The 26,782-nt window shown below is 70.4% G+C and carries 24 protein-coding genes; 10 read left to right on the top strand and 14 right to left on the bottom strand.

The genetic code is table 11. From position 1 onward, the window contains the following. Positions 1–74 precede the first annotated feature (74 nt). From ACFSOX_RS22530 to ACFSOX_RS22510, 5 genes are all read right to left on the bottom strand, one after another. The gene (locus ACFSOX_RS22530; RefSeq protein WP_378480074.1) at positions 75–953 is read right to left on the bottom strand and encodes a 3-hydroxybutyryl-CoA dehydrogenase; all 879 of its coding nucleotides are present in this window, start codon (positions 951–953) and stop codon (positions 75–77) included. A gap of 223 nt (positions 954–1,176) precedes the next feature. Then, on the bottom strand, positions 1,177–2,124 hold the full coding sequence (locus ACFSOX_RS22525) for an electron transfer flavoprotein subunit alpha/FixB family protein (RefSeq protein WP_378480073.1): 948 nt from the start codon (positions 2,122–2,124) through the stop codon (positions 1,177–1,179). A gap of 1 nt (position 2,125) precedes the next feature. Next, the gene (locus ACFSOX_RS22520) at positions 2,126–2,875 is read right to left on the bottom strand and encodes an electron transfer flavoprotein subunit beta/FixA family protein (RefSeq protein WP_378480072.1); all 750 of its coding nucleotides are present in this window, start codon (positions 2,873–2,875) and stop codon (positions 2,126–2,128) included. 157 nt (positions 2,876–3,032) lie between these two features. Further along, positions 3,033–3,614, bottom strand: coding sequence for a cob(I)yrinic acid a,c-diamide adenosyltransferase (locus ACFSOX_RS22515; RefSeq protein ID WP_378480071.1), 582 nt, complete (start codon positions 3,612–3,614; stop codon positions 3,033–3,035). Between the two features lie 101 nt (positions 3,615–3,715). Continuing rightward, positions 3,716–3,910: a twin transmembrane helix small protein gene (locus ACFSOX_RS22510; protein ID WP_378480070.1), complete on the bottom strand. Its 195-nt coding sequence runs from the start codon at positions 3,908–3,910 to the stop codon at positions 3,716–3,718. Positions 3,911–4,129: 219 nt separating this feature from the next. Between ACFSOX_RS22510 and ACFSOX_RS22505 the strand changes: the two genes are divergently transcribed. Then, positions 4,130–5,287, top strand: coding sequence for a trans-sulfuration enzyme family protein (locus tag ACFSOX_RS22505; protein ID WP_378480069.1), 1,158 nt, complete (start codon positions 4,130–4,132; stop codon positions 5,285–5,287). After that, positions 5,284–6,225, top strand: coding sequence for an NAD-dependent epimerase/dehydratase family protein (locus tag ACFSOX_RS22500; RefSeq protein ID WP_378480068.1), 942 nt, complete (start codon positions 5,284–5,286; stop codon positions 6,223–6,225). The genes ACFSOX_RS22505 and ACFSOX_RS22500 overlap by 4 nt, the downstream gene beginning before the upstream one ends. A gap of 200 nt (positions 6,226–6,425) precedes the next feature. Here ACFSOX_RS22500 and ACFSOX_RS22495 read toward each other — a convergent pair whose 3' ends face one another. Then, complete coding sequence (locus ACFSOX_RS22495) at positions 6,426–6,875, bottom strand: baeRF12 domain-containing protein (RefSeq protein ID WP_378480067.1); 450 nt, start codon at positions 6,873–6,875, stop codon at positions 6,426–6,428. A gap of 208 nt (positions 6,876–7,083) precedes the next feature. Between ACFSOX_RS22495 and ACFSOX_RS22490 the strand changes: the two genes are divergently transcribed. After that, a complete protein-coding gene (locus tag ACFSOX_RS22490; protein ID WP_378480066.1) occupies positions 7,084–10,242 on the top strand; it encodes a bifunctional diguanylate cyclase/phosphodiesterase in 3,159 nt (1,052 codons plus the stop codon). Between the two features lie 82 nt (positions 10,243–10,324). Here ACFSOX_RS22490 and ACFSOX_RS22485 read toward each other — a convergent pair whose 3' ends face one another. Continuing rightward, positions 10,325–11,998 carry an acyl-CoA dehydrogenase family protein gene (locus tag ACFSOX_RS22485; RefSeq protein ID WP_378480065.1) on the bottom strand — a complete coding sequence of 558 codons (1,674 nt, stop codon included), beginning with the start codon at positions 11,996–11,998 and terminating at the stop codon, positions 10,325–10,327. Positions 11,999–12,373: 375 nt separating this feature from the next. Here ACFSOX_RS22485 and ACFSOX_RS22480 point away from each other — a divergent pair, with 375 nt between their 5' ends. Then, the gene (locus ACFSOX_RS22480) at positions 12,374–13,225 is read left to right on the top strand and encodes a YihY/virulence factor BrkB family protein (RefSeq protein ID WP_378480064.1); all 852 of its coding nucleotides are present in this window, start codon (positions 12,374–12,376) and stop codon (positions 13,223–13,225) included. A gap of 647 nt (positions 13,226–13,872) precedes the next feature. Then, the gene (locus ACFSOX_RS22475) at positions 13,873–15,804 is read left to right on the top strand and encodes a cell wall hydrolase (protein ID WP_378480063.1); all 1,932 of its coding nucleotides are present in this window, start codon (positions 13,873–13,875) and stop codon (positions 15,802–15,804) included. A gap of 158 nt (positions 15,805–15,962) precedes the next feature. Here ACFSOX_RS22475 and ACFSOX_RS22470 read toward each other — a convergent pair whose 3' ends face one another. Continuing rightward, positions 15,963–16,826 carry a LysR substrate-binding domain-containing protein gene (locus ACFSOX_RS22470; RefSeq protein WP_378480062.1) on the bottom strand — a complete coding sequence of 288 codons (864 nt, stop codon included), beginning with the start codon at positions 16,824–16,826 and terminating at the stop codon, positions 15,963–15,965. 124 nt (positions 16,827–16,950) lie between these two features. On the opposite strand from ACFSOX_RS22470, the gene ACFSOX_RS22465 reads away from it, so the two are divergent. Both ACFSOX_RS22465 and ACFSOX_RS22460 read left to right on the top strand, forming a co-directional pair. Further along, positions 16,951–17,937: a sodium-dependent bicarbonate transport family permease gene (locus tag ACFSOX_RS22465; RefSeq protein WP_378480061.1), complete on the top strand. Its 987-nt coding sequence runs from the start codon at positions 16,951–16,953 to the stop codon at positions 17,935–17,937. Positions 17,938–17,966: 29 nt separating this feature from the next. Next, positions 17,967–18,278, top strand: coding sequence for a DUF190 domain-containing protein (locus ACFSOX_RS22460; RefSeq protein ID WP_378480060.1), 312 nt, complete (start codon positions 17,967–17,969; stop codon positions 18,276–18,278). Between the two features lie 220 nt (positions 18,279–18,498). On the opposite strand, the gene ACFSOX_RS22455 is transcribed toward ACFSOX_RS22460, so the two are convergent. From ACFSOX_RS22455 to ACFSOX_RS22435, 5 genes are all read right to left on the bottom strand, one after another. Next, positions 18,499–19,215: a PhoH family protein gene (locus tag ACFSOX_RS22455; protein WP_378480076.1), complete on the bottom strand. Its 717-nt coding sequence runs from the start codon at positions 19,213–19,215 to the stop codon at positions 18,499–18,501. A gap of 637 nt (positions 19,216–19,852) precedes the next feature. Then, entirely contained in the window at positions 19,853–20,890 is a 1,038-nt protein-coding gene (gene ppk2 / locus ACFSOX_RS22450) for a polyphosphate kinase 2 (RefSeq protein ID WP_378480059.1), read from the bottom strand. 94 nt (positions 20,891–20,984) lie between these two features. Beyond that, positions 20,985–21,323 (bottom strand): DUF5615 family PIN-like protein, encoded by a 339-nt coding sequence (locus tag ACFSOX_RS22445; RefSeq protein ID WP_378480058.1) that lies wholly within the window; start codon positions 21,321–21,323, stop codon positions 20,985–20,987. Beyond that, positions 21,320–21,532, bottom strand: coding sequence for a DUF433 domain-containing protein (locus tag ACFSOX_RS22440; protein WP_378480057.1), 213 nt, complete (start codon positions 21,530–21,532; stop codon positions 21,320–21,322). Before ACFSOX_RS22440 ends, ACFSOX_RS22445 begins: the two co-directional genes overlap by 4 nt. After that, positions 21,529–22,479 carry a LysR family transcriptional regulator gene (locus ACFSOX_RS22435; RefSeq protein ID WP_378480056.1) on the bottom strand — a complete coding sequence of 317 codons (951 nt, stop codon included), beginning with the start codon at positions 22,477–22,479 and terminating at the stop codon, positions 21,529–21,531. The genes ACFSOX_RS22440 and ACFSOX_RS22435 overlap by 4 nt, the downstream gene beginning before the upstream one ends. Positions 22,480–22,903: 424 nt before the next feature. On the opposite strand from ACFSOX_RS22435, the gene ACFSOX_RS22430 reads away from it, so the two are divergent. The 3 genes from ACFSOX_RS22430 to ACFSOX_RS22420 all read left to right on the top strand — a co-directional run bounded on the left by ACFSOX_RS22430 (position 22,904) and on the right by ACFSOX_RS22420 (position 25,911). After that, positions 22,904–24,160: an MFS transporter gene (locus ACFSOX_RS22430; protein WP_378480055.1), complete on the top strand. Its 1,257-nt coding sequence runs from the start codon at positions 22,904–22,906 to the stop codon at positions 24,158–24,160. A gap of 112 nt (positions 24,161–24,272) precedes the next feature. Continuing rightward, entirely contained in the window at positions 24,273–25,259 is a 987-nt protein-coding gene (gene acuI, locus ACFSOX_RS22425) for an acrylyl-CoA reductase (NADPH) (RefSeq protein WP_378480075.1), read from the top strand. 112 nt (positions 25,260–25,371) lie between these two features. After that, positions 25,372–25,911: a hypothetical protein gene (locus ACFSOX_RS22420; RefSeq protein ID WP_378480054.1), complete on the top strand. Its 540-nt coding sequence runs from the start codon at positions 25,372–25,374 to the stop codon at positions 25,909–25,911. 135 nt (positions 25,912–26,046) lie between these two features. Here the strand turns inward: ACFSOX_RS22420 and ACFSOX_RS22415 are convergent, their stop codons facing one another. Beyond that, the gene (locus ACFSOX_RS22415; protein WP_378480053.1) at positions 26,047–26,553 is read right to left on the bottom strand and encodes a tyrosine phosphatase family protein; all 507 of its coding nucleotides are present in this window, start codon (positions 26,551–26,553) and stop codon (positions 26,047–26,049) included. Between the last annotated feature and the right edge of the window lie 229 nt (positions 26,554–26,782).

Raw genomic sequence — 26,782 nt, 5'->3', positions numbered from 1 at the left:
AGCTCACCCGCCCAGGGAATCCCCCGGCGATTCAGCCACACCGAAAACCGCTCTAATGGTTGCTACAAATAAGATCACCGGGTCGGGACGGGCTTCTCGCCGCGATAGTCGTAGAAGCCGCGCTGGGTCTTGCGGCCGAGCCAGCCGGCCTCGACGTATTTCACCAGCAGCGGGCACGGCCGGTACTTGGAGTCGGCGAGCCCCTCGTGCAGCACCTGCATGACCGAGAGGCAGATGTCGAGGCCGATGAAATCGGCGAGCTGCAGCGGCCCCATCGGATGATTGGCGCCGAGCCGCATCGCCGTGTCGATCGCCTCCACGGTGCCGACGCCCTCGTACAGCGTGTAGATCGCCTCGTTGATCATCGGCATCAGCACGCGATTGACGATGAAGGCGGGGAAGTCCTCCGACACCGCGACGGTCTTGCCGAGCCGCACGCAGAACGCCTTGGTGGCCTCGTAGGTGACGTCCTCGGTGGCGATGCCGCGGATCAGCTCGACCAGCTCCATCAGCGGCACCGGGTTCATGAAATGAATCCCGATGAACCGCTCCGGCCGGTCGGTCGCGGCGGCGAGCCGGGTGATCGAGATCGACGACGTGTTCGATCCGATCATCGCGTCCGGCTTGAGGTTCGGACACAGCTGGCCGTAGATCTTGCGCTTCACGTCCTCCTTCTCGGTCGCCGCCTCGATCACGAGGTCGCAGTCCGAGAAGCCGTCGTAGGAGACCGACGGCACGATACGGGCCAGCGCCGCCTGGCGTTCCGCCTCGGTGATCCGGTTGCGCCGCACCTGCCGGGACATGTTGCCGTTGATGGTCGCGAGCCCGGCCTTGACGCGGTCCGCGCTGACGTCGTTGAGCACCACGTCCAGTCCGGCGAGCGCGCAGACATGGGCGATGCCGGTGCCCATCTGCCCGGCCCCGATCACGCCGACCTTGTCGATATTCGTCATGTCACCTACCCGAGGGACTGGCGGCCCAGGCTCCCGGGCCCGTCGGGGGACGGGCCCGGCCGTGGACCGGGATGCTCTTATATCGCCAGTCTCGGCCGCCCGCCACGGCCGTGATGCCCGGACCGGGCCTCGCCGGGCGGACCGTGGCCGCCGTCGGTGACGACGGCCGGACGTTGCGCAAGGCGTCCCGGAGGACGCCTCGCAGAGCCGTGCTCGCCCAGCTCTACTTGCCGAGCTTGGCGAGCTCGTCCTGGAGCTCGGGCAGGATCTTGAAGAGATCGCCGACGAGGCCGTAGTCGGCGACCTGGAAGATCGGCGCCTCCTCGTCCTTGTTGATGGCGACGATCACCTTCGAGTCCTTCATGCCGGCGAGGTGCTGGATCGCGCCCGAGATGCCGACCGCAACATAGAGCTCCGGCGCCACCACCTTGCCGGTCTGGCCGACCTGCCAGTCGTTGGGAGCGTAGCCGGCGTCGACCGCGGCGCGCGAGGCGCCGACCGCGGCGCCGAGCTGGTCGGCGACCGGCTCGATGTACTTCGCGAAGTTCTCGCGGCTCTGCACGGCGCGGCCACCCGACACGACGATGCGGGCCGAGGTCAGCTCCGGACGCTCCGACTTCGACAGCTCCTCGCCGACGAAGCGCGAGATGCCGGGATCCGCCACGGCCGCCACCGGCTCGATCGGCGCCGTTGCACCACCGGCCCCGGTCGCCTGGAACGACGAGATGCGGACCGTGATCACCTTCTTGGCGTCGCGCGACCGCACCGTCTGCACGGCGCTGCCGGCATAGATCAGCCGCTCGAACGTGTCGGGGCCGAGCACCTTGATGATCTCGGAGATCTGCATGACGTCGAGGAGCGCGGCGACGCGCGGCATCACGTCCTTGCCGATCGCCGTCGCCGGCATGACGAGCGCGTCGTAGGCCGGGGCGAGCGAGACGAGCAGCGCCGCCAGCGGCTCCGCCGTCTGGTGGGCGTAGCGGGCGTCGTCCGCCGTGATCACCTTCGTGACGCCGTCGAGTGCGGCCGCCGCGGCCGCGACACCCGCGACATTCTGACCGGCGACCAGCACGTGGACGTCGCCGCCGAGCGCGCGCACCGCGGTCAGGGCCTTGGCGGTGGCGTCCTTGAGGGTTCCGCCGTCGTGTTCCGCAACCAGAAGGTTCGCCATCTCACAGCACTCCGGCTTCGTCCTTGAGCTTCCCCACCAGCTCGGCGACCGAGCCGACCTTGACGCCGGCCTTGCGGCCGGCCGGCTCGACCGTCTTGAGAACCTCGAGCCGCGGCGCCACGTCGACGCCGTAGTCGGCCGGCGCCTTCTCGGCGATCGGCTTCTTCTTCGCCTTCATGATGTTGGGCAGCGAGGCGTAGCGCGGCTCGTTGAGCCGCAGATCCGTGGTGACGATCGCCGGGCCCTTGAGCGCGACCGTCTGCAGGCCGCCGTCGACCTCGCGCGTCACGATGACGCCGTCGCCCTCGAGCACGACCTTGGACGCGAAGGTGCCCTGCGGCCAGCCGAGCAGCGCGGCCAGCATCTGGCCGGTCTGGTTGCAGTCGTCGTCGATCGCCTGCTTGCCCATGATGACGAGGCCGGGCGCCTCCTCGGCGACCACCTTGGCGAGGATCTTGGCGACCGCGAGCGGCTCGACGACGCCGTCCGTCTTCACCAGGATGCCGCGGTCGGCCCCCATGGCGAGCGCGGTGCGGATGGTCTCGGCCGCCTGGGCCGGGCCGATCGAGACGGCGACGATCTCGGTCGCCTTTCCGGCCTCCTTCAGCCGGATCGCCTCCTCGACGGCGATCTCGTCGAAGGGATTCATCGACATCTTCACGTTGGCGAGCTCGACGCCGGACCCGTCCGGCTTCACCCGCACCTTCACGTTGTAGTCGACGACCCGCTTGACTGTGACAAGGACCTTCATGCTGCATCACTCCCCGCGGCGGCGGCGCAACCTATGGCCCGGTCAAGAGGCTGTCAACGCGACTTCCGCAGTGCCGCACGGGGGCGCCGGCCCACTCTGGAAAAGCTTCAACCAGCGGCGGAATTCCGCCCGGGACAGCGGCCGCGCGGACGCTCGTTCAGCGGTTCAGGCCGGGCTGCCACAGGACGTCGGCGGCGCCCCGCTGGTTGGCCCAGCGCGCCGCGACGAAGAGGAAATCCGACAACCTGTTGACGTATTTGAGGGCCGGGCCGGACACCGGCTCGTCCGGCCGGTCGGCGAGCTCGGCCATCAGCCGCTCGGCCCGCCGACACACGGTGCGGGCGACGTGCAGGGCCGCCGCCGCCGGCGCCCCGCCCGGCAGGATGAAGGAGCGCAGCGGCGTGAGATCCGCGTTGAGCATGTCGATCTCACGCTCCAGCCGGGCGACCTGCTCGTCGCTGACCGCGAGCCGCGCCCCACCCGGCCCCTTGCCGGCCTCGCCCGGCATGCACAGATCGGCGCCGAGGTCGAACAGGTCGTTCTGGATGCGCGCCAGCATGGCGTCGAGCGCGGGCTCGGCCGCGGTGGAAAGCCGCGCGACGCCGAGCGCCGCATTGGTCTCGTCGACCGTGCCGTAGGCGGCGATGCGCAGGTCGTGCTTCTTGCGCCGCTCGCCGGTGCCGAGCGCCGTGGTGCCGTCGTCGCCGGTGCGGGTGTAGATGCGGTTGAGCACGACCATGGGCTTGTCCTGCGAAGGTCCGATCCAGTCGAGTCACTACGGTGTCCGGACCGTAATGGATTTCGGCGCCCGGACAATCCCGGTGCGCTGTCCTGACGCCGCTACCGGCCCATCGCCCAGATGGTCGCCATGATCACCACGATGGCGACGAGCTGCAGCACCACGCGCCATCGCATGAGCGTCTGCGAGGTCGACGGGGAGCCGCCGCGCAGCATGTTGACGAGGCCGAGAACCAGCACGACGGCGACGGCCCCGATCGCCACCGGGACGGCGTACATGCTGAGCGCGTGGGCCATGGGGGCATCCTCTCTCGGCGTCTTTCGGCGTCTCTGGCATCGGCCCGTCCGGCCGCGGCATGATGCGGCACGGGCGGCACGCGGCCAGCATATAGGGATGTTTGGCCGGGCGGGAATGGCGGCGGCACCTCTGTGCCGAACCCCTTGTGCCGGAACGGCCTTCGCGCCACTACGGGGTGACGGCGCCGGCCGGCGCACGACCGTGGTCCCGGATCCCAGATGGCAAAGCCCCCCTCGCCCCCGAAGCCCCGCACTCTCGCCGCCCAGGCGCTCGGTGCCGTCGACCCCGTGACGAAGGCGATCGTGCCGCCCGTGCACGTCTCGACCACTTATCTGCGCGATCCCGACAACGCCTATTCGTCCGGCTACGTCTACGGCCGGCCCGACAACGCGACGGTGCGCCAGGCCGAGGGCGTACTGGCCGCGCTCGAAGGCGCCGCGGCCGCGATGCTGCTCGGCTCCGGCCTGTCGGCCGCGACCGCCGCCGTGACGGCGCTGCCCGAGCCCGGCCATATCGTCGCGTCGCAGGTGATGTACTGGGCGTTTCGCGATTGGCTGATGCGGGAGGCGCCACGCTTCGGCCACACGGTCACGCTGGTCGACACCACCGATCTCGCCGCGGTGCGGGCCGCCGTGGTGCCGGGAACGACTCGCCTCGTGTGGATCGAGACGCCCGGCAATCCGCTGTGGACCATCACCGATATCGCCGGCGTCGCCGAGATCGCGCACGCGGCCGGGGCCAAGGTGGCCGTGGACTCGACCGTCGCCACGCCGGTGTTCAGCCGGCCGCTGGCGCTCGGCGCCGACCTCGTCATGCATTCGGCCACCAAATACCTGAACGGCCATTCGGACGTGCTCGCCGGCGGGCTCGCGACCCGGGATCCGAACGACGCCTGGTGGGTCCGCATCGCCGCGTTGCGGGCACGCCACGGCATGATCCTCGGACCGTTCGAGGCGTGGCTGCTGATGCGCGGGATGCGCACCCTCGACGTTCGGGTGCGGGCACAATCCGAATCCGCCGCCCTGCTCGCCACCTGGCTCGGCCATCATCGCGGCATCGAGCGGGTGCGCTATCCGGGCCTGCCGCATCATCCGGGGCACGCGATCGCGACCCGACAGATGACCGGCTACGGCGCCATGCTGTCGGTCGAGGTGCTCGGCGGCGAGCAGGCCGCGATCGCGGTGGCGGCCGCCGTGACCTTGTGGAAGCGCGCGACGTCGCTCGGCGGCGTCGAGAGCCTGATCGAGCACCGCGCCTCGATCGAGGGTCCGGGCTCGCCCTGCCCGACCAACCTGTTGCGCCTGTCGGTCGGGCTCGAGGATCCCGAGGATCTCTACGCCGACCTCGACCGGGCGCTCGCGAGTGTCGCGCCGTGAGCGGGCGGGTTCTCGTGCTGGGCGGCGCCGGCCGGCTCGGCCGCACCGCGGCGGAAGCGTTCCGCGACGCCGGCTGGCAGGTCGCGAGCCTGGTGCGCGGCAGCGCCGCGTCCCGCATCGCCCCCGGCACCGAGCTGATCACGCTCGATGCCCGCGACACCGAGTCGGTCGTCGAGGCGGCGCAGGGCGCCGACGTGGTGCTGCACGCCCTCAACGTCCCCTACACGCGGTGGGAGGCGGAGGCGTTCGGCCTGGCCGAGACCGCCGTCGCGGCGGCACGCGGCGCCGGCGCCACCCTGATGATGCCCGGCAACATCTACGGCTACGGCGCCGGCATGCCGCCCGTGATCGACGAGGACACGCCGATGCGGCCGACCTCGCGCAAGGGGGCGCTGCGCGTCGCCATCGAGGAGCGGCTGCGCGCCGAGGCCGAGACCGGCCTGCGCACCATCGTGCTGCGCACCGGCGACTTCTACGGCGGCGACGCCGGCGGCTGGCTCGACCGCGTCGTCCTCAACCACATCAGCCACGGCCGGCTCGCCTATCCGGGGCCGCTCGACGTCGTCCACGCCTGGGCCTACCTGCCCGACGTCGCCGCGACCTATCCGAAGCTCGCGGCGGTGCGCGACGCGCTGCCGCGGTTCGCCGCCTTCGGCTTCGCCGGCGAGGCGCTCACCGGCGACGCGCTCCTGACGGCGATCACCACGGCGCTCGGCCGGTCGTTCACGATCGACCGCATGCAGTGGTGGATGCTGCGCCTGCTGGCGCCCGTGGTGCCGGTGTTCCGCGAGCTGACCGACATCGCCTATCTGTGGACGGTGCCGCACCGCATCGACGAGCGGCGGCTCGCCGCGGCGATCGGCACCGTGCCGCACACCCCGTTCGAGGCGGCGCTCGCCGCCGCCCTCTACGAGCTCGGCGCGACCCGGCGGGCGTGAGACCAACCCGACACGTTTGACCGGTCATTCCGGGGTGCGGGCCGCAGATCCGCGCCCCCGGAATCCGACCTCGGTGTCCGAACTCGGTGTCCGAACTCGCGGCGGGACACCGGGTTCGGCGCGTCGTGCCGCCCCGGAACGACGGGATCGCCGAGCCTCGGACAAGAAAGCGAGCCACAAGCCGCTCGAGGCCGAACGGCTCACGCTGCCTTCAGGTGCTTCTCGATCTCGTAGAGCGGCAGCTTGGTGAGATCCTTGTCGATCTCGGCGACCACCACGGTCTTGACCTCGTTGTGCAGGGCGCGCCGCAGCTCGGCGAGCGTCTTCGGCGGCGCGGCGATCACCAGCGCCTTGACCTTGCGGTCGCGCACCAGGCGATGCAGCGCGGCGGCCGAATCCTTGGTGAAGCGCTGCTCCTCCATCACGTGCCAGTCGGTCTGCTCGACGCCGCTGCGCCGCGTGCCGACGCTGGCGAAGGCGCGTCCGGGCGCGTCGGTGCCCTGTTCGCGGGCCGGCGGGTTCTCGTCGACGAAGACCTGCTCGGTGCGCAGATTGGGGAACTTCTCGTCCCCCTCGTTGCGCAGGAAGAGCGCCTTGCGCCCGTCCGCGACGAAGACGAAGGCGTCATGCGGAATGTTGAGCTTGGTCATGGGGTTCGCCTCTCCTTACGCGAAGGCAAGCCCGCATCAGGATAGGCGCATCGGCGCGGCGGTCAATCCGTGACGGGCGAAGACGCCGTTCGGCAATCGACACAACACATCGTCAAACATAACGAACTTTTACCATTGGTTAGCCGCACGCCTTAAGCCCGGTGACGCAACCGGTCGACGATGGTGACGGCATTAGGCGAGACAGGCGATGACGGACGGCCGGACGAGATCGTCCCCTCGGGCGACAGGCATCAGAACGCGGCTGCTGGGGCTGATCCTGGTTGCCGTGCTGCCGCTCATCGTCACGATGGCGGTGGGCTTGTATCGCGACTGGATCCGCGACATCGACACGGCCGGCCAGCAGATCGAAACGCTGGCGCGCCGCGCCGCCGGACGCTACCGAGAAGCACAGCTCGAATCGCGGACCCTGCTGGACATCGCCAGCTTCGTCCCCGAGGTCACCCACGGGTCGTCGGAAAGCTGCAATCGCTTCCTCGCCCAGCTCGAGCGCACGCGACCGTGGTCGGAAGGTCTCCTGGTGCTCGACCCGACCGGCCGCGTGGTCTGCCACACCGTGCCGGGTGCCGTCGGACTCGACGTCTCCGACCGCGACTACTTCAAGATCGCGATGGCCGAACGCAAGTTCGTCGTCAGCGACGTGATGACCAGTCGCATGACCGGCGCGCCGGTCACCATCCTGGTGCTGCCGATCCTGGACGCGCAGGGCGCGGTCGTCCGGCTGGTCGGGGTGGCGCTGCGGCCGACCTGGCTCGACAAGGTCGTTCAGGAGAGTCCCGCCGACGGGCCGGCACCGACCTTTTGGCTGCTCGACGCCGCCGGCCGGGTGATGGCGCACGCCTCCCGGACCCGCATCACGTCGGCGCAGGATGCACTCGACCCGGCGATCGCGCGGCGGCTGACCACCATGGCTCCCGCCTGGACGGAAGGCACGCCGACCGAGGGGCCCGGACGCATCTACGGTGTGGTCGCGCTGCCGGAATCGGGCGGTCACATCGTCGCAGCGGTCGATCGCAATACGGCGTTGGCCCGCGTCGAGACCAAGATCGGCCGCGGCGCGCTGATCTCGGCCGGAGCCCTGGCGCTGGCCGTTCTGCTCGCCCTGGTGGTCGCCCGTACCATCGCCGGCCCGCTCGAGCGACTGACCGAGGCCGCGCGCGGCGCCCGCCGCTTCCACGACGTCGATCTGCCGGTGTTACGCGACTACGCCGAGGTGGAGTCGCTGTCGCGATCCCTGCAGGGCCTCCTCGGCGACAATCGCCACCGCGAGGCGGCGCTGCGGTCCGCACAGGCGGAGGCGGAACGGGCATCCGAGGAGGCGCGGGCCGCGCATGCGCGCCTGCGCGAGGCGATCGAGGCGGTGCCGGTCGGGCTCGCCTTCTTCGACGCCGAGGACCGCTTCGTCCTGTGGAACCGCCTCTACGAGGATCTCTACGCCGCCAACCCGATGCCGCTCGCCCCGGGCCTGCGGCTCGAGGACCGGCTGCGGGTGCGGCTGAAGGCCGGCCTGATCCCGTCGGCGATCGGCCGCGAGGCGGAATGGCTGGCCGAGCGCATGGCGAGCTTCCACGCCCACGCCGGCAGCCACGAGCAGCGGCTGCCCGGCGACCGCTGGCTGCGCGTCGAGGAGCGCCGGACCAGCGACGGCGGCTCGATCGGCATCCGCATCGACATCACCGAGCTCAAGCGCAGCGAGCAGTCGTTCCGCCTGATGTTCGACGCCAATCCGGTGCCGATGTGGGTGTTCGACTGCGAGACCCTGCGCTTCCTCGCCGTCAACGACGCCGCCGTCCACCACTACGGCTGGAGCCGCGAGCAGTTCCTCGCCATGACGGTGCTGGATCTGCGCGATCCCGCCGACCATGCCGCCGTGCGCGACGCCGCCCGGTCGCCGGAGCCCTCGCGCGGCGAGCGGGTGTGGCGTCATCGCCGGGCCGACGGCAGCGAGATCCTGACCCAGCCGTTCACGCGGCTGCTCTCCTATGGCGGCCGGCCGGCCAAGCTGGTGGCGTCGATCGACGTCACCCAGCAGTCCCGCGACGAGGCCCGGATCCGCCACCTCGCCCATTTCGACGGGCTCACCGAGCTCGCCAACCGCACCCTGTTCCGCACCCGCCTGGAGAGCGGCGTCGCGCGCGAGCGCCCGTCCGGCGAAGGCCTCGCGCTGATCTGCATCGATCTCGACGGCTTCAAGGACGTCAACGACACGCTCGGGCATCCGATCGGCGACCGGCTCCTGAAGGACGTCGCCGACCGCCTGCGCGGTTGCGTGCGCGAGCAGGACACGGCCGCCCGCATCGGCGGTGACGAGTTCGCCGTCGTGCAGGACGGGATCACGGGGACGGCGGACGCCGGGCGTCTTGCCGAGCGGCTGATCGCCGTGATCAGCGCCCCCTATCTGATCGAAAGCCACGCCATCACGGTGACGCCCTGCCTCGGCATCGCCACCACGCTCGACGGCGACAGCCGCACGCCCGACGAGCTGCTCAATCACGCCGACATGGCGCTCTACCGCGCCAAGGCGCGCGGCCGCCGCAGCCACTGCTTCTTCGAGCCCGACATGGACGCCCAGCTCAAGGCGCGGCGTGCCCTCGAGGTGCATCTGCGCGCCGCCCACGAGGCCGAAGAGTTCGAGGTGCACTATCAGCCGTGGGTCGACCTGCGCAGCGGTACCGTGCAGGGCTTCGAGGCGCTGCTGCGCTGGACCCATCCGGAGCGCGGCCCGGTGTCGCCGGCCGAGTTCATCCCGCTCGCCGAGAACATCGGCCTGATCGTGCCGCTCGGCGAATGGGTGCTGCGGCGAGCCTGCGCCGACGCGGCCCGCTGGCCGGAGACCGTGGACATCGCCATCAACCTGTCGCCCCTGCAGTTCCGCTCGGGCGACATCGTGCGTACCGTGCGGTCCGTGCTGGCCGACAGCGGAATCGCTCCGGCGCGGCTCGAGCTCGAGATCACCGAGACGGTGCTGCTCGAGGACAGCCCGACCAATCTCGCGACGCTCCATGGGTTGCGGGCGCTCGGCGTGCGCATCGCCATGGACGACTTCGGCACCGGCTACTCGTCGATCGGCTATCTGCGACGCTTCCCGTTCGACAAGATCAAGATCGACCGCTCCTTCGTCAGCGAGCTGCCCAACGACATCGACTGCCTGACCATCACGCGCGGCGTCGCCGATCTCGCCGCCGGGCTGGGCATGAGCACGATCGCGGAAGGGATCGAGACGGTCGAGCAGCAGGAGATCCTGCGCGCCATCGGCTGCACGCTCGGCCAGGGCTACCTGTTCGGCGCCGCCATGCCGGCCGCGAGGGCCGAGGCGATGGCGCGTAGCCGCCGCACCGCGGCGGCGTGACGCGGCTTCGCTCGCGACCGCGTCGGCGCAACTCCGCCCTCGGGTCGAGGGCGGAGAGAGATCGGCCTCCGGCGCGACCCGATCAGTTCCCGCGGTCCATCAGGCGGCGGGCGATGACCTGGGCCTGGATCTCGGCGGCGCCCTCGAAGATGTTGAGGATGCGGGCGTCGCAGAGAATGCGCGAGACCCGGTACTCGAGCGCGAAGCCGTTGCCGCCGTGGACCTGCACGGCATTGTCGGCGGCCGCCCAGGCGACCCGGGCTGCGAGCAGCTTGGCCATGCCGGCCTCCAGGTCGCAGCGCTTGCCCTCGTCCTTCTCCTTGGCGGCGAAGTAGGTGATCTGGCGGGCGATCATGATCTCGGCCGCCATCATGGCGATCTTGTCGGAGACGCGCGGGAACTCGACGATCGGGCGGCCGAACTGGACGCGCGTCTCGGCATAGCTCAGCGCCTCCTCCATGGCGGCCTGGGCGACCCCGATGGCGCGCGCCGCGGTCTGAATTCGGGCCGCCTCGAAGGTCTGCATGAGCTGCTTGAAGCCCTGCCCCTCCACGCCGCCGAGCAGATTGGCGGCCGGCACCGTGAAGCCGTCGAAGGCGATCTCGTACTCCTTCATGCCGCGATAGCCGAGCACCTCGATCTCGGTGCCCGACATGCCCGCGGCCGGAAACGGGTTCGCGTCGTCGCCGCGCGGCTTCTCGGCGAGCAGCATCGACAGGCCCTGATAGCCGGGATCCTGCGGATTGGTACGGACCAGCAGCGTCATCAGGTCGGCGCGCACCGGATGGGTGATCCAGGTCTTGTTGCCGTTGACCACATAGGTGTCGCCCTCACGCACCGCGCGGGTGCGCAGCGAAGCGAGGTCGGAGCCGGTGTTCGGCTCGGTGAACACCGCGGTCGGCAGGATCTCGCCCGAGGCGATCTTGGGCAGCCAGTATCGCTTCTGCTCGTCGGTGCCGCCGCACAGGATCAGCTCGGCGGCGATCTCCGAGCGGGTGCCGAGCGACCCCACGCCGATATAGCCGCGCGAAAGCTCCTCGGAGACGACGCACATCGATTCCTTGCCGAGCCCGAGCCCGCCGTACTCCTCGGGGATCGTCAGGCCGAACACGCCGAGCTCGGCCATGTGGCTGATCGTCTCCATCGGGATGTAGGCGTTGGCGCGGTGCCAGCCGTGGGCGTGCGGGATCACCTCGGAGTCGGCGAACTTGCGCATCTCCTCGCGGATGGTCTCGTAGGTCTCCTCGAGGCCGCAGTCGCCGACCGTCGCCCCGTGATGCTCGCGCATCAGCGCGACCAGACGGGCGCGGTTCTCCGGCGTGTTGCCGCCGTCGGCGAGCGCGTCGAGGCTCGGGGCGAGGCGGCCCAGCACGGCGGCCGTGTCGAGGCCGAGATCGGCGGGGCGCACGAACTCGCCCTGGCTCATCGGGATGCCGCCGGCGACCTGGGCGATGTACTCGCCGAGCCCGATGCGCACCACGAGCTCCTCGATCTCGCCGAGCTTTCCGGCCTCCGTCATACGGGCCGTGTAGGCTGCGAGCTGGCGCACCGCCTCGGCATAGGTGGCGAGCCAAGCGAGCCCGTGGGTGGCGCGCTGCTCGCGGTCGAACAGCTTCGCGCCGGGACCGCCGGACGACACGCGGGCGCGGACGCTGTAGATCGCGTCGGCCAGGACGGCGTCGAGCGCGTCGGCGGCCCGACTGGACAGGGAGACGAGATCGGGGCCGGACTCGGAACGCTTGGCGGCTAAGGACATGGGCTTCTCCGGAAATCGGCATCGCGCGTTACCCGGGACGCAGGTCTCGGGGCCGCGACGGCCACTTGTTGAAAATCGATATGCCTCTTCGAGCACCCCCGGCCATCGGAGCCGGACGGCGTTCTCGCGGTTCTTGGTCATGGCCGCGTGTCTGCGTGGTCGCGCGTCGCCGGGATCGCGACACTGGAATCGTGTCGCCGGGATCGCGTGTCGTCGCAGTCGCGACTCGTCGTTGTCGCATGCCGGGAGACGCGTGGTTAACGCCTCGCCCGGACATGATTTAATGATGGCATCTTTTCGCACTTGCGTGGAGAGGAAATCCGTGGCCGGGAGCGAGACAAAACGGCGCTCGGGCGCGACCCGGCGGTTCATGCCATGCCCTTGCTCGTGTTGACGATTCCGGCCCGGATCGCGGCCGACGCGTTCCTCGCCTTCAACCGCGACGACGGCTGGGCGATCGCCAGCCACATCGCGCTGTCCACCCTGATGTCGCTGTTCCCGTTCCTGATTTTCGTCACCGCCCTGTCCGGCTTCCTGGGCACCCAGGATCTCGCCGACCAGGTCGCCCTCCTGCTGCTCGAGGCGTGGCCCGAGGAGGTCTCAGGCCCGATCGCGAGCGAGATCGAGAGCGTGCTGACGACCGCGCACGGCGGCATCCTGACCATCGGTGCGGGGCTCGCGCTGTACTTCTCGTCGAGCGGCGTCGAGAGCCTGCGCATCGGGCTCAACCGCGGCTACGAGGTGGTGGAGACGCGGCCGTGGTGGTTGCTGCGGCTCGAGTCGATCGCCTATGTGCTGGTCGGCGCGCTCGGCCTCGTCGCCCTCGCCTTCCTGATCGTGCTCGGGCCGCTGATCTTCGCCGCGCTGATCCCGTGGTTCCCCAACCTGCGGCAGTTCGAGGTGTCGCTCACGGTCGCGCGCTTCGGCATCGCCAGCGTCGTGCTGGTCGTCGCGCTGACGCTGATCCACAAATGGCTGCCGGCGGGCCGGCGCACCTTCGACGAGATCGCCCCCGGCATCGCCGTGACGCTGGCGATGTGGCTGATCACGGGCGTGCTGTTCGGACGTTATCTGTCCGAGTTCGCCAACGCCTACGTGACCATGTATGCGGGCCTCGCCTCGGCCATGATCGCGCTCGTGTTCCTGTACTGGACCGCGACCATCTTCGTGTTCGGCGCGGCGCTCAACCAAGCCGTGATCAGGCGACGCGACGCGACGCGCGAGTGAGCGCGCCGACGGCGGCGCACGGCGACGATTCGGAGCCTCCCGCAATCACGAGACGCCGCTGCGCGGCGATCGGGACGACACCGTATCGAACGCCGCGGCCCCGCCCTGTGGATGATCGCATTTCGGCCGATTTCATTGGGTTTCTCGCACATCGTCGAGCGGTCGCCACGGGTTCTCGAACCGCCGGTTCGGGCCGCCCAAGTGCCGCCTTAGTCTTGGTTACAAGATCGTAAATCGACTTGCCGCCGACGCACGGGGGTGTGGGGGTGCCGAGGCGCGATGATGACGACGATCCGGCATCAGACCGGACGATCGTCATCATCGCTCGCCCGGTGGCGATCAAGGCCCGGGACATCGCTCCCGGGACATCGCTCAGCAAGATCACGACGAGACCACGACCGCGTGCTCGCCCGCGAGCACGTCGGTGAGCGTTGCGCACGCTCGTGTGCGCCGTTGATCGCTGCGCACGCTCGCGTGCGCCGGTGGAGCGTGCGCGCAGGCGCGCGATGCCGCCGTTCGTTAACACGACGTTAACCGTGCTCACGCAGCATGGTTGACGTGTTGCGAACGTGCAAACCGCTTCTTTACCGGTCGCGTCGACGATCGGGAAACCATGTGGTTCGCGTTCGCTGCTCCGGGGACGGCTGTTGGGCTCGCTGCGTCGAATCTCGCTGAAACATCATGCCGCGGTCGTGGCGCCGTTCGGCGTCGCGCTGCTGACCTTCGCGGCGATCCCGAGCTCCGTCGCCTATCAGGATCTCGCCTCGCTGATCGCCGCTCGCGCCGGTGGCGGCGGCGACGTCGCGCGTGAGCAGGCGCGCAGCCCCTTCGGGACGTTCCACGCCGCCACCTTCTCGTTCCCGCGCCCGGTCGGCACCGCGATTCCCGAGCCGACCGGCTACAAGGTCGCGAGCCTCGATCCGAGCTTCGACCGTGAGCTGCTCACCGGCTCGGTCGCGAGCCGCGCCTTGTTCGATCTGACCGAGCAGCCGCCGGCCCTCGATCGCGAGACCGTCAACCGGTCCCGCAAGGGCGACCGGATGGTGCCGCGCGCCGTCGCCGAGTGGCTCGCGCGCGAGCAGGCGACCCGCGCCGCCGCCGCCCCCCTCACCGCGCCGGAGCCGCCGGCCGTGATCGCCGTCCTGCCCGACGCGACCGGCCCGGCCGAAAAGCCCGCGCCGGCGTCCCGCGCGACCGTCGACCCGGTCGTCGCCACGTCGGCGAAAGCCTCTCCCGAATCATCCGCGCCGACCCCCGTCGCGCCGACCCCGGTCGCGACGGCCGGACCCGCCGCGGTCGCGGGTGCCGAGACGATGCTGGGCCCGGAGGCGTTCAGCGCCTCCTCGATGGCTTGGCTCGGCGGCACGCCGGAGCCTTCGACCCGCACGGCGCGCGCGCGCCGCACGCCCAAGGTCGAGGTGGCCGTCGCCGCGCCGGCTCCGGCCGCGCCGGCTCCGGCCGCGACGGCGGCGCCTGCACCCACCCCTGCCGCCGAGACGGTCGCCGCGACGGCTCCGGCCGCTCCGGCCGTCACGCCCGACGCGCCCCAGCCGGCGGCCGCGACGATCGCCGAGGCGGCCGCCGAGGCCGCCCCGCAACAGAGCTTCATGCTGGCCAGCGCCGGCAGCGAGATCGTGGTGCCGCGCAGCGTCACGCCCAAGGCCGAGCTTGCGGGTCCGCCGGCCGCGGCCGCCGTCGAGGCGGCTCCGGCCCCCGTGCCCCCGCCGGCCCCGGAAGCCGCGCTGACGAGCGCGACGGTCGCGCCGACCGACGACGAGCCGTTCCATCCCGACACGGCGGTGCCGACGCTGGGCGAGGCGCTGTCGCCGACCCTGATGGCGGCGAACGTCTATTTCGGCGCGACCCCGCTCGCCGACACGACCGGCGCGCTGCAGCCGTGGTCGCCCGACCGCGTGTCGCTCGCCCCGAGCCCGGAGGCCGAGCTCGCCGCCCTCGACGAGATCACGCCGAGCCCCGAGACGCTGAGTGCCGCCATCGACCCGGACGGCGGCGAGACGGTCGTCCGCAAGGGCGAGGTGGTGATCGGCGGCGGGCACGCGCTGCGCAGCCCGGCCGAGCGCCTCGGCCTCTACGGCGGCGAGCGCGCCAAGGCCGAGAAGTGCCTCGCCGACGCCGTCTACTTCGAATCGCGCGGCGAGCCGCTGCGCGGCCAGATCGCGGTCGCCCAGGTGGTGATGAACCGGGTCTTCTCGGGCTATTATCCGGCCGACGTCTGCGGCGTCGTCTACCAGAACGCCCACCGCCACCTGTCCTGCCAGTTCACCTTCGCGTGCGACGGCATCAAGGACAAGATCACCGAGCCGGACGCCTGGGAGCGCGCCCAGCGGGTCGCCGCCGAGACGCTCGACGGCAAGCACTGGCTGCCCGACGTCGGCAAGGCCACCCACTACCACGCCTACTGGGTGCGCCCGTGGTGGGTGCGGACCATGCACAAGCTCGACAAGATCGGCGTCCACACCTTCTATCGCCCGCGCAAATGGGGCGACGGCGCCGACCGGCCGGCCTGGGGCGACGCCTCGCTGCCGCCGCCGGCCGAGAAGATCTCCGACCGGCTCTGACACTCGCGCGGCTTTCGGTCGTGCTCGATCGCACCCGCTGCCGCTCGTCCCCGCGAAGGCGGGGATCGCGGGGCCGCCCGACGTGTGGCTCTGGCTTCCCGCTTGCGCGGGAATGAGCGGCGCCTGGGGCGTCGGGCGTGCGATCCGACGCTCGTCCCCTACCCCAGCGACCGCACGATGTGCTCCTTCAGGCGCTGGGCCGGCAGCGACAGGCGCTCGCGCTGGAGGAGCGCGATCTCGGTGTCCTTGAGATTGGGCAGCGGGCCGCCATCGATCACCCGCAAGTCGTCCGGCACCATGTCCTTGGGCAGCACCGTGACGCCGAGACCGGCCCGCACAGCGGCGAGCGAGCCGGCGAGCGAGCCGCACGTATAGGCGACCCGCCACGGCCGCCGCGCCTTGTCGAGCGCCTCGGTGGCGCGCTTGCGGTAGACGCAGGGGCTCGGCGAGACGACGAGCGGCAGCGGCCCGTCGCGCTCCGGCGGCGCCGGCTCGCCGGCGACCCACACCAGCGGCTCGCGCCAGACCCGGATGCCGGCCGCCTCGCCGACCCGCTCGCGCTTGATCAGCGCGAGATCGAAGCCGCCACGGCGGAACCGGTCGATCAGATGCAGCGTGAGATCGCAGGTCACCTCGAGCGCCACGGCCGGATAGGCGCGGGCGAAGCGCGACAGCACCTCGGGCAGATAGCGGGAGGCGAAGTCCTCCGGCGTGCCGAGCCGCACGACGCCGTGCAGGGCCGGTTCGGTGACGCGCGCGACGAGCTCGTCGTTGACGTCGAGCAGGCGGCGGGCGTGGACGAGAAACACCTCGCCGTCCGGCGTCAGCCGGACGCTGCGCGGATTGCGCTCGAGCAGCCTGCGGCCGATCGCGTCCTCGAGCCGCCGGAGCTGCAGCGACACGGTCGACTGCTGACGGCGAAGCGACTCGGCGGCGCGGGTGAAATTGCCGAGCGACGCGATGGCGACGAAGGTGCGGACCAGGTCGAGATCGAGATTGAGCAGCGAGCGGGGCACGGCCATACCATCATTTTTCGCAATGATAGAACTTTCTATAATCAATTTCCGCCATGCTGCAAGCGCGTCTAGGGTCGCCCCGCTCGCCCGCCGCATCGCGCCGCGGGCCTTTTTTCAGGACCGACCGACCATGCTCGAGCTGGCGCTGCAGAACCTTCTCTCGCCCATGGTGCTGTTCTTCGTGCTCGGCGTCGCGGCGGCACTGGCGCGTTCCGATCTCTCGGTGCCCGAACAGGTGGCCAAGCTGCTGGCGCTCTACCTTCTGATGTCGATCGGCTTTCGCGGCGGCGTCGAGGTCGCGCATCAGGGCATCGACGCGACCATGCTGGCGACCATCGCGGCCGGCATCGGCCTCTCCTTCACGACGCCGTTCCTCGCCTATCTGATCCTGCGCACGACCTCGCGGCTCGACCCGGTGAACGCGGCGGCCGTTGCGGCGCATTACGGCTCGATCTCGGCCGTCACCTTCGTCGCCGTCACCGGCATGCTGGGCCAGCTCGGCATCGCCTGGGACGGCTGGATGGTCGCGGTCGCGGCCGCCATGGAGACGCCGGCGATCGTCGCGGCGCTGCTGATCGTGCGCGGCCGGACCGCCGGAGCGAACGACGACGCGGGTGCGGGCCAGAGCCGGGCCGCGTTGCTGCGCGAGGTGGCGTTCAACGGCTCGATCGTGATCCTGATCGGCGCTTTCGCGATCGGCGCGGCGACGGGCGAGCGCGGCGCCACCCTGCTCAAGCCGTTCCTGGTCGATGCCTTTCCGGGGGTGTTGTGCCTATTCCTGCTCGACATGGGGCTGGTCGCCGGCCGCGGCCTCGCGCAGGGGCGACGGCACTTGTCGCTGCCGGTCGGCGCCTTCGCCATCGTCATGCCGCTGATCGGCGGCACGGTCGCCGGCGCACTCGCCTATGCGATCGGCCTGTCGATCGGCAGCACCGCGGTGCTGATCACGCTCGCGGCGTCGGCCTCCTACATCGCCGTGCCCGCGGCGATGCGGCTCGCACTGCCGCAGGCGAACCCGGCCGTCGCGCTCACCCTCTCGCTCGGCATCACGTTCCCGTTCAACCTGCTCGTCGGCATCCCGCTCTACATCGCGCTCGCCGGCCGCATCGCGGCGTGACGGCGCCAACCCGACCCGGAGGCCTCGCCATGCAGACCTTTCCGAAGAAGCGCATCGAGATCGTCGTCGAGGCTCCGCTCCTGCGGCGGATCACGGCACGGCTGGAGGGGACCGGCGTCGGCGGCTGGTCGGTGGTGCCGGTGCTGTCCGGCCATGGCGGTCACGGCGACTGGTCGGCCGAGGGCCAGGTCGGCTCGGCGACCCAGATGGTGATGCTGATCACGATCGTCGACGAGACCCGGCTCGACGCGGTGCTGTCCGGCGTCTTCGCCCTGGTGTCGCACCAGATCGGCTTCGTCACGGTGTCGGACGTCGCCGTGGTGCGGCCCGAGCGGTTCTGAGCCGCCCGGTCGGCGCACCGGCGAGGGCATTCCCGCCTTGCGCGGTCGTCTCGGGGCGGCGCACTCGCGCCGAGCCCGGGATCCATGACCCCTGTGTGTCGTGAGCCGCTATTTCCGGGCGTATGGATCCCGGGCTCGCGAACCTGCGGTCCGCGCCCCGGGATGACGGACACGAAACACCTCCCGTCGTATAGCACGACCAGGCAGAGTCACCGCCAGGTCACGCCCGCGGCTGCGTCTCCAGGGCGTCGAAGGCCTCGACCCACATGGCGCAGAGGCCGGAGCGGACGATGTCCTCGCGGCCGAACTCGATCACCGGCACGGGCAGGTCGCGCGTCCTGATCAGGTCGATGGCGGTCCTGAGGCCGGATTCGGCCGGCAGGTCGCACTGGCTGACGTCGCCGTCGACCACGGTGAGGCAGTTCTCGCCGACCCGGGTGAGAAACGTCTTCATCTCGGCCGGCGTGGTGTTCTGCGCCTCGTCGAGCAGCACGAAGGCGTCCTTCCACGAGCGGCCGCGCATCACCTCGAACGGCACCATCTCGATGTCGCCGTTCTTCAGCGCGATGTCGAACGCCGCCTTGCCGATGCGCTCCTTGATGGCCTCGATCACGGGGGCGGCCCAAGGCGCGAACTTCTCGTTCAGCGAACCGGGAAAGAAGCCGAGCGAGCGGCCGCACGGCACGTTCGGCCGCGACAGCACGATGCGGTCGATTTTTCGCGTGCGATACAGATCCGCCGCATAGGTCGCGGCGATCCAGGTCTTGCCGGTGCCGGCCGGACCGACGACGATCACCTGCGGGCTCGACCGCAGCGCCGCCAGATAGGCGCCCTGCGCCGCCGTCAGCGGCTCGATCGGCGGGAGTGCCCGGGCGGCGGAAAACTTGTCGCCGGAGAATTTGGCGCCGGAGAAGGCGATGATCTCGGCCGTGTCGATCGACCGCTCGCCGCGACGCTTCTTCTTGCTGGACTGCTTGCCCAAGGACTGACTCCTTTCGCCGAATCGACGGGACGACGCCGGTGCCTTCGCACCGCGTCTCGCGACAGGTTCTGGTGAGGACGGGAGGTCGAAGAAAAAAGAGTCGAAGGCGTGCGGATCGCCGCCCGGCGCGGCGTCGGCCGGAACGTCCCGAGGATCGGCGCCCCGGACGTCGGCAATGTCGGCGATGTCGGAAGACGCGGAATCGCCGGAGAGCCGGTCGGCGGCGGCGAAGTCGACGGAGGCGGCGCGACGACGATCCGGGCGTGTCGGCGTCGTCCTCTTGCTCATCGATCGAACCATCCACGAGCTGCCATGCGATCAAAGCTACGTGATTCGTATGACGGTTTCACGGAGCAAAATGCGGCAGGTCGTGATCACGACGCAGGCAGTTGCGGGTTCGCCACAATGCTTACCAAAGTCCGAATACGGCAGCGGGCGACATCCCCGGGCTCGACCCGGCCATCCATCTCGGCGCGACAAGTGACTCTCGTGAAGAGGATCGATGCGCGAGTCGCGCCCGCCCACGACGATCGCGCTTCTCGCCGCCGCTCGCGCGGCAACGAGCGGAGCGCTAAGCCGGCGCGGCGGAGCCTCAGTACACGGCCGGCACGAAGCGTTGACTCGACTTCTTCGGGCGCTTGTAGCCGTCGTCGGCCTGGCGCGGCGGCAGCTCCACCACGGCCGGCTGCACGTGACCGTAGGGGATCTGCTTGAGGAAATGGGCGATGCAGTTGAGTCGCGCCTGCTTCTTGTTGTCGGCGTCGACCACGTTCCACGGGCTCTTCTTGGTGTCGGTGTGAGCGAACATCTCGTCCTTGGCCTTCGAGTAGTCGACCCAGCGGGCGCGCGACTCGAGATCCATGGGCGACAGCTTCCAGCGCTTGAACGGATTGCGGGCGCGCTCGACGAAGCGCTTCTCCTGCTCCTCGTCACTGACCGAGAACCAGTACTTGATCAGGATCAGGCCGGAGCGGATCAGCATCTCCTCGAACACCGGGCAGGCGCGCAGGAACTCGCGATACTCGCGCTCGCTGCAGAAGCCCATCACCCGTTCGACGCCGGCGCGGTTGTACCAGGAGCGGTCGAACAGAACGATCTCGCCTGCCGCCGGCAGCTCGGCGACGTAGCGCTGGAAGTACCACTGGCTGCGCTCGCGCTCGGTCGGCGTGCCGAGCGCGACGACCCGGCAGATGCGCGGGTTGAGCGGCTCCATGATGCGCTTGATCACGCCGCCCTTGCCGGCGGCGTCGCGCCCCTCGAACAGCACGGCGACGCGCAGCCCGCGCGTGCGCACCCATTCCTGCAGCTTGATCAGCTCGTACTGGAGGCGCGCCAGCTCCTCGACGTACTTGTAGGTCTTCGGCGGCTTGCGGGCGCCGTTGCGGGCCACCTTCGGCCACAGCGTCTCGATCGCCGCCTTCTCCAGGGCGTTGCGCATCACCTCGCCCTGCGGGGGCGGTGCGGCGCGGCCGTTGCGCTTTCGAGAGGTCGCCCGCGGCCGGCTCTCGGCGGTGGCGCGTCGGGCCGCCGGCGCGGCGGACCGCGTCGTTTTCTTCGGAGCCGCGGCCGTCGCCGGGCGAGCCCGCTTGGCCGACCGCACAGGCTTGCGTCGGGCACCACGCTTGCTCATCGCGTCCCTCCCCCCGAAACCGGCGTCGTGCCGCCAGCCTGACGGAAGCCTACGACGAGACGATTTCGGGATTCAATGGCGACCGGAAGCTGGATCACACGGCGCCTGGCTCGTCGTCGCCCACGAGGACGACCCGGCCCGGTTCGCTCGACCGCAACCTCGCCAGCAACATCGGAGCGAGGGGACGGAGGTCGACGAGGCGACTGCTCCGTGGCCTCAGAACGAAGCCCCTCAGGGGAAGTACCGTGATGTTTTGCTGAAATGGCAGGTTTCGATCCAAGGTCACGAACGCGTCGAAGGCCGTGGACGCCAAGGCGAGCAACTCGCCGTTCTTCAGCGTCGACCAACCCATATGGCGAGCGGTCGTCACATCATGGCCGACGAGGTCACGACCCAAGCGCCAGTCGATACACTCGTCCAGGAGTATCTTCACGACACGGAGGCGGCGATCCGGTCCCGCGCCTCCTCCAAGAAGGCGATCACCTGGGCACGCGTGACGCTCGGAACCCCCGCAAGGAAATCGTCGATCGACTCACCGGCTTCGAGATGATCGAGCAGCACCTGCACGGGAACGCGCGTCCCCGCGAACACGACGGCGCCGCTCATCACGTCCGGATTGCGCGAGACGATTCCCGTTCTCATGGGATCAGGTTAGCCTTGTGCGGCGCGCCTCGCAATCCAGCCTGCCGCTCGCCGGAGGCCGGCTCCTCCTCCAGAAAGCCCCGCACCGTGGCGGCGATCGCCTCGATGGCGGCGTCGAAGGGGCCGAGCGGGCCGGCCGTCACCATCCAAGTGGTCAGCGCCGGAGCGAAGTCGTCGACCGTCACGACCCGCACCTGGTCGCGCCAGGACGACTCGGCGAGCAGCCGCTCCGGGATCAGGCCGATGCCGATGCCGCGCGCGATCAGGGCGAGCTGCAGGCCGGCTCCCCAGGTCTCGGCGACCACCTCGACGGGCGCCCCGCGGTCGGCGAGGGCGCGGTCGAGCTGGGCGCGAAACCCGCAGCCGTCCGGGTTGATCACCCAATGCTGGCCGGCCAGATCGGCGACCCGGGCGCGCTCCGGCAGCGGGCTGTCGGCCGGCACCACCACCAGCACGCGCTCGGTGCCGAGCGGCGTCGCGTGACCCGGATCGAGCGGGCGCTCGGGCTTCTCGGCCACCACGGCGGCGTCGAGCTGGCCGTCGGCGATCTGCCGGCGCAGGACCGAGGAGCGGTCGGCGACGAGGCGCAGCGCGACGCCCGGGCAGAGCGCCCGCACCGCCTCGATGGCGGGCGCCAGCACGGCCTCGGAGAGGGCGAGCGTCAGCCCGACCCGCAACGGCCCGGCCGCGATGGTCGACCGGCTGTCGCGGGCGAGCGCCTCGGCGGCGCGCAGCACCGCGACGCAGCGGCGGTAGGCCGACTCGCCGGCCCGCGTCGCCCGCGCCGGCTTGGAGTCGCGGTCGAGCAGCGTGACGCCGAGCGTCTCCTCCAGCCGCTGCACCCGCCGCGAGATCGCCGGCTGGGTGAGGTTGAGGCACAGCGCCGCCTTGCCGACCGACCCGGTGTCGACGACGGCCACGAAGGCGCGGATATCGTCGAGATTCATCGCGCGGTGCCCTTGCGCTTCGTGCACCCAGAGGCCCTCGCCCGCGGCTCACCCCCCTCCCTGCCCCTCCCCCACAAAGGGGGAGAGAACGCTGGAGGCGATGCGCCCTTGACCTGGCCAATGCTGAAAAGCCGCGCGCTGCGGCTTTCCGAACGGACCGCGGTGTTCAACCGGGAAGATGGTCGAGACTTTGGACCGGGATGATGGTCGACAGGTCTGGGTTGGGGAGGGGGGTAGCCCCGAGCGCAGGCGACTCTGTCGACATCGCCGTGCCTGGTCAGAGGCACGTCGCCGAACACATTATTTGAATCAGTCATGATCATCATCAAGATGTTTCATTTTCATCATGATATCGGACCTGCTATGAGGGTGCAATCGCGCCGGTGACCACAACCGGCGCGATCGTCGTCTCGAGGAGCCCCCGATGTCCGCACCCGCCCCTGCCGACGCTCCGGGCCGCAAGCCGGTCGGCTGGCGCACGCCGCTGATCATCGTGATCGCCGGCTGCGGCGTCGGCCTGCTGGCGTTCGGGCCGCGCTCCGCGCTCGGCTTCTTCCTCACGCCGATGTCACAGGCGAACGGCTGGGGCCGCGACGTGTTCGGCCTGGCGCTCGCCATCCAGAACCTGCTGTGGGGAATCGGGCAGCCCTTCGCCGGGGCGCTGGCCGACCGCTTCGGCACCATCCGGGTGATGGCGATCGGCGCGCTCCTCTATGCCGGCGGCCTCGCCCTCATGGCGTATTCGAGCACGCCGCTGGCGCTCGATCTGACGGCCGGCGTGATGATCGGTTTCGGGCTCGCCGGCTCGTCGTTCAATCTCGTCATCGCCGCCTTCGGCAAGCTGCTGCCGGTCGCGTGGCGGTCGCTCTCGTTCGGCGCCGGCACGGCGGCCGGCTCGTTCGGCCAGTTCCTGTTCTCGCCGCTCGCCGTCGGGCTCAACCAGGCGGTCGGCTGGCAGACGACGCTGATCATCTTCGGCGCCGCCATGCTGATGATCCTGCCGCTGTCGCTCGCGCTCGCGACCCCGCCGGCCGCGACGCAGCCTCCGGCCGCCGGCGCGGCGGAGCCGCAGTCGCTGCGCCAGGCGCTCGCCGAGGCGCTCGGTCATCGCTCCTACGTGCTCCTGGTGCTCGGCTTCTTCACCTGCGGGTTCCAGCTCGCTTTCATCACCGTGCACATGCCGGCCTACCTGGTCGACCGCGGCCTGTCGGCGGCGGTCGGCGGCTGGACGCTCGCCATCATCGGCCTGTTCAACATCGTCGGGTCGCTCACCTCCGGCTGGCTCGGCAACCGCTGGCCGAAGCGCTATCTGCTCGCCGCCAACTATTTCAGCCGCGCCGTGGCGATCGCGATCTTCGTCTCGCTTCCCGCGAGCCCGGCCGCGACGCTCGTCTTCGGCGCCGTGATGGGGCTTCTGTGGCTCTCCACCGTGCCGCCGACCTCCGGCCTGGTGCTCCTGATGTTCGGCACCCGCTGGTTCGCGATGCTGTCCGGCTTCGTCTTCTTCAGCCACCAGGTCGGCGGCTTCCTCGGCGTCCTGATCGGCGGCATCGCGTTCGAGCGCACCGGCTCCTACGACCTCGTCTGGTGGCTGGCGATCCTGTTCGGCGTGCTCTCCGCGGTCATCAACCTGCCGATCGTCGAGAAGCCGGTCGCCCGCCTCGCCGCCGCCCGGGCATGACGGGTGGCATGACCGGATCGCCCGGCCGGCCCTTGTCCGGCCCGGTTCCGCCCGCTTACTGTCCCGGACCCGCGGCCGCGAGCCGGTCGTGCTGAAAAACCGGGGGCGTCAGGTGTCGAGCTTCAAGGCGATCGTCATCCGCAAGGGCGAGGCGGGGCAGACCGTCGGCCTGTCCGATTTCGACGACAGCGAGCTGATGGAGGGCGACGTCACCCTCCGGGTCGAGTGGTCGACCGTGAACTACAAGGACGGGCTCGCCGTCACCGGCAAGGCACCGGTGGTGCGGCGCTTCCCGATGATCGCCGGCATCGACGCGGTCGGCACGGTGGAGACCTCCGCGCATCCCGACTGGAAGCCCGGCGACCGCGTGGTCGTCAACGGCTGGGGCTGCGGCGAGACGCATCTCGGCTTCTATGGCGAGAAGGCGCGCGTGAAGGGCGACTGGCTGGTGCCGCTGCCGGCCGGCATCGCGCCGCGCGACGCCATGGCGATCGGCACGGCCGGCTACACGGCGATGCTCGCCGTGCTGGCGCTGGAGCGCCACGGGCTGACGCCGGACCGCGGTCCCGTCGTCGTCACCGGCGCGGCCGGCGGTGTCGGCTCGGTGGCCGTCGCGATCCTGGCCAAGCTCGGCTGGCACGTCATCGCCTCGACGGGACGCCCGGAGGAAGGCGACTACCTGAAGGAACTCGGCGCCGCCGAGATCATCGCTCGCCAGGATCTCTCGGGGCCGGCGAAGCCGCTCGCCAAGGAGCGCTGGGCCGCGGGCGTCGATTCGGTCGGCTCGACCACGCTCGCCAACGTCCTCTCGATGACCCGCTACCATGGTGCCGTCGCGGCCTGCGGGCTCGCCGGCGGCATGGACCTGCCCACCAGCGTCGCCCCGTTCATCCTGCGCGGCGTGTCGCTCCTGGGGGTCGACTCTGTGATGTGTCCGCAACACCTGCGGCGAGAAGCGTGGCGCCGCCTGGACACCGATCTCGATCGGCGCAAATTGGCCCAAATGACCGAGGAAATCGGTCTGGAGGGCGTTCTCGACGCCGGCCGCCGCATCGTCGAAGGCCGGGTGCGGGGCCGAATCGTGGTCAAGATCGGGTAAACGCGTTCAGACTTTATCGACGAACTGGCGCCATCATCGCGACCGGGCATTAACCCTAAGCCCGCGTAACGACGTTGTTCCAGTTCACTGCCGTACGGGGTCCGACATGCGCTTGCGCCATCTTCTCGTCCTGCCGGTCGCGCTCCTCGTGGCCGGCCAGACCCCGGTCGCGGCCGGCACGCTCAAGCCCGACGAAGCGCGCCGCTTCGTCGCCGGAAAGCTGTTCGCCTACACGTGTTTCGAGGGCACCCGCGGCATGGGCCGCATCCATCCGGACGGCTCGGTGGTCGGCACCCTGCAGATCAAGGGCCGCGAGCCGCGCTTCGTCGCCTTGCCGGCCGGCACCATCAAGGTGTCGTCGTCGTCGATCTGCGCCTCGGTGAAGGGGCTGATGTTCCAGCCCTGCTTCGAGGTCGACCAGACCAGCGCGCAGAGCTTCCGCGGCTCGATCTCGGGCCTCGGCTTCGCCTATTGCGACTTCGTCCGGCAAAACCCGCGCACCCGCCTCACCGGCTCCGGCGGCGCCGGCCCGGAGACGACCGGCACGGCCCGCCCGCTGCGGCCGCGCCCGCTCAATCTGCGCCCGACCACGATCGGCGGCACCGCGACCCCGCCGCCCGTCCAGTCGGCCGTGATGAAGACGGCGGATTGAATTTCCTCACCTGCAGGTCATGCCGGGGCGGGCTGACAAGCGCGAATCCGGATTCCAGCCGCAAGCTCCGGACCCGTGACTGGAGTCCGGGGCCGCTCCTCCGCAGCGCCCCCGAAATGACGTCGCACGACCCGCTCACCCCAGCGTGAGGCAGAACGGCTGGGCCGAGAGGCAGGGCTCGTGCGGGGTGATCGCCTCGACGGCGGCGATCATCCGGCCGTCGCGGCCGAGCAGGCGGTCGGCCAGCGAGACGATCAGCTTGTTCGGGCAGGCGGTCGGCGAGGCGGCCCGCAGCGCCTGCGCGATGGCGCGCTCGTCGCGGTCGGGATGGATCGTGCAGGCCGCCGTGAAGGCCGCCGCGGTCGACCGGCTGATGCCGGCGTAGCAGTGGACGACCAGCGGCGTCTCCTGATCCCAGGCCCGCACGAAGCCGATCAGCTGCTCGACGTGGTGCTCCTGCGGATGGATGCAACCGTCGAGCGGCAGGCAGATGTCGTGGATCTCGAGATGCAGGTGGTGCTCGACCTTGACGGAGGCCGGACGGGTCACCGGCGTGCCCATATCGATCAGGGTGACGACATGGCGGGCGCCGGTCGCCTCCACGGTCGCGGCGAGCCGGTCGAGCGAGCAGACGTGGATCATGGGTCTCGGGCCTCGTTCTTCGGCGCCGTTCTAGCGCCGGGATGTGGCGGCTTCGTGCAACCGGATCCGCCTCGTGACCATAAGACCATCAGGGTGGTCATGGCCGGGCTCGTCCCACGGCTGTCCACGGGCCTTACGACGGCGCGGCATCGAAGACGTGGATGCCCGGCACGAGGCCACGGCTGTCCGGCACGGATTGTGCTTGAAGAGGTGCACGGCATTGATTCTG

Origin of the sequence: Rhodoplanes azumiensis, from assembly GCF_042682915.1 — a bacterium.
GTDB lineage: Bacteria > Pseudomonadota > Alphaproteobacteria > Rhizobiales > Xanthobacteraceae > Rhodoplanes > Rhodoplanes azumiensis.
The sequence above is the reverse complement of the archived record's forward strand: the minus strand, read 5'-3'. Positions and strand labels throughout refer to the sequence as shown.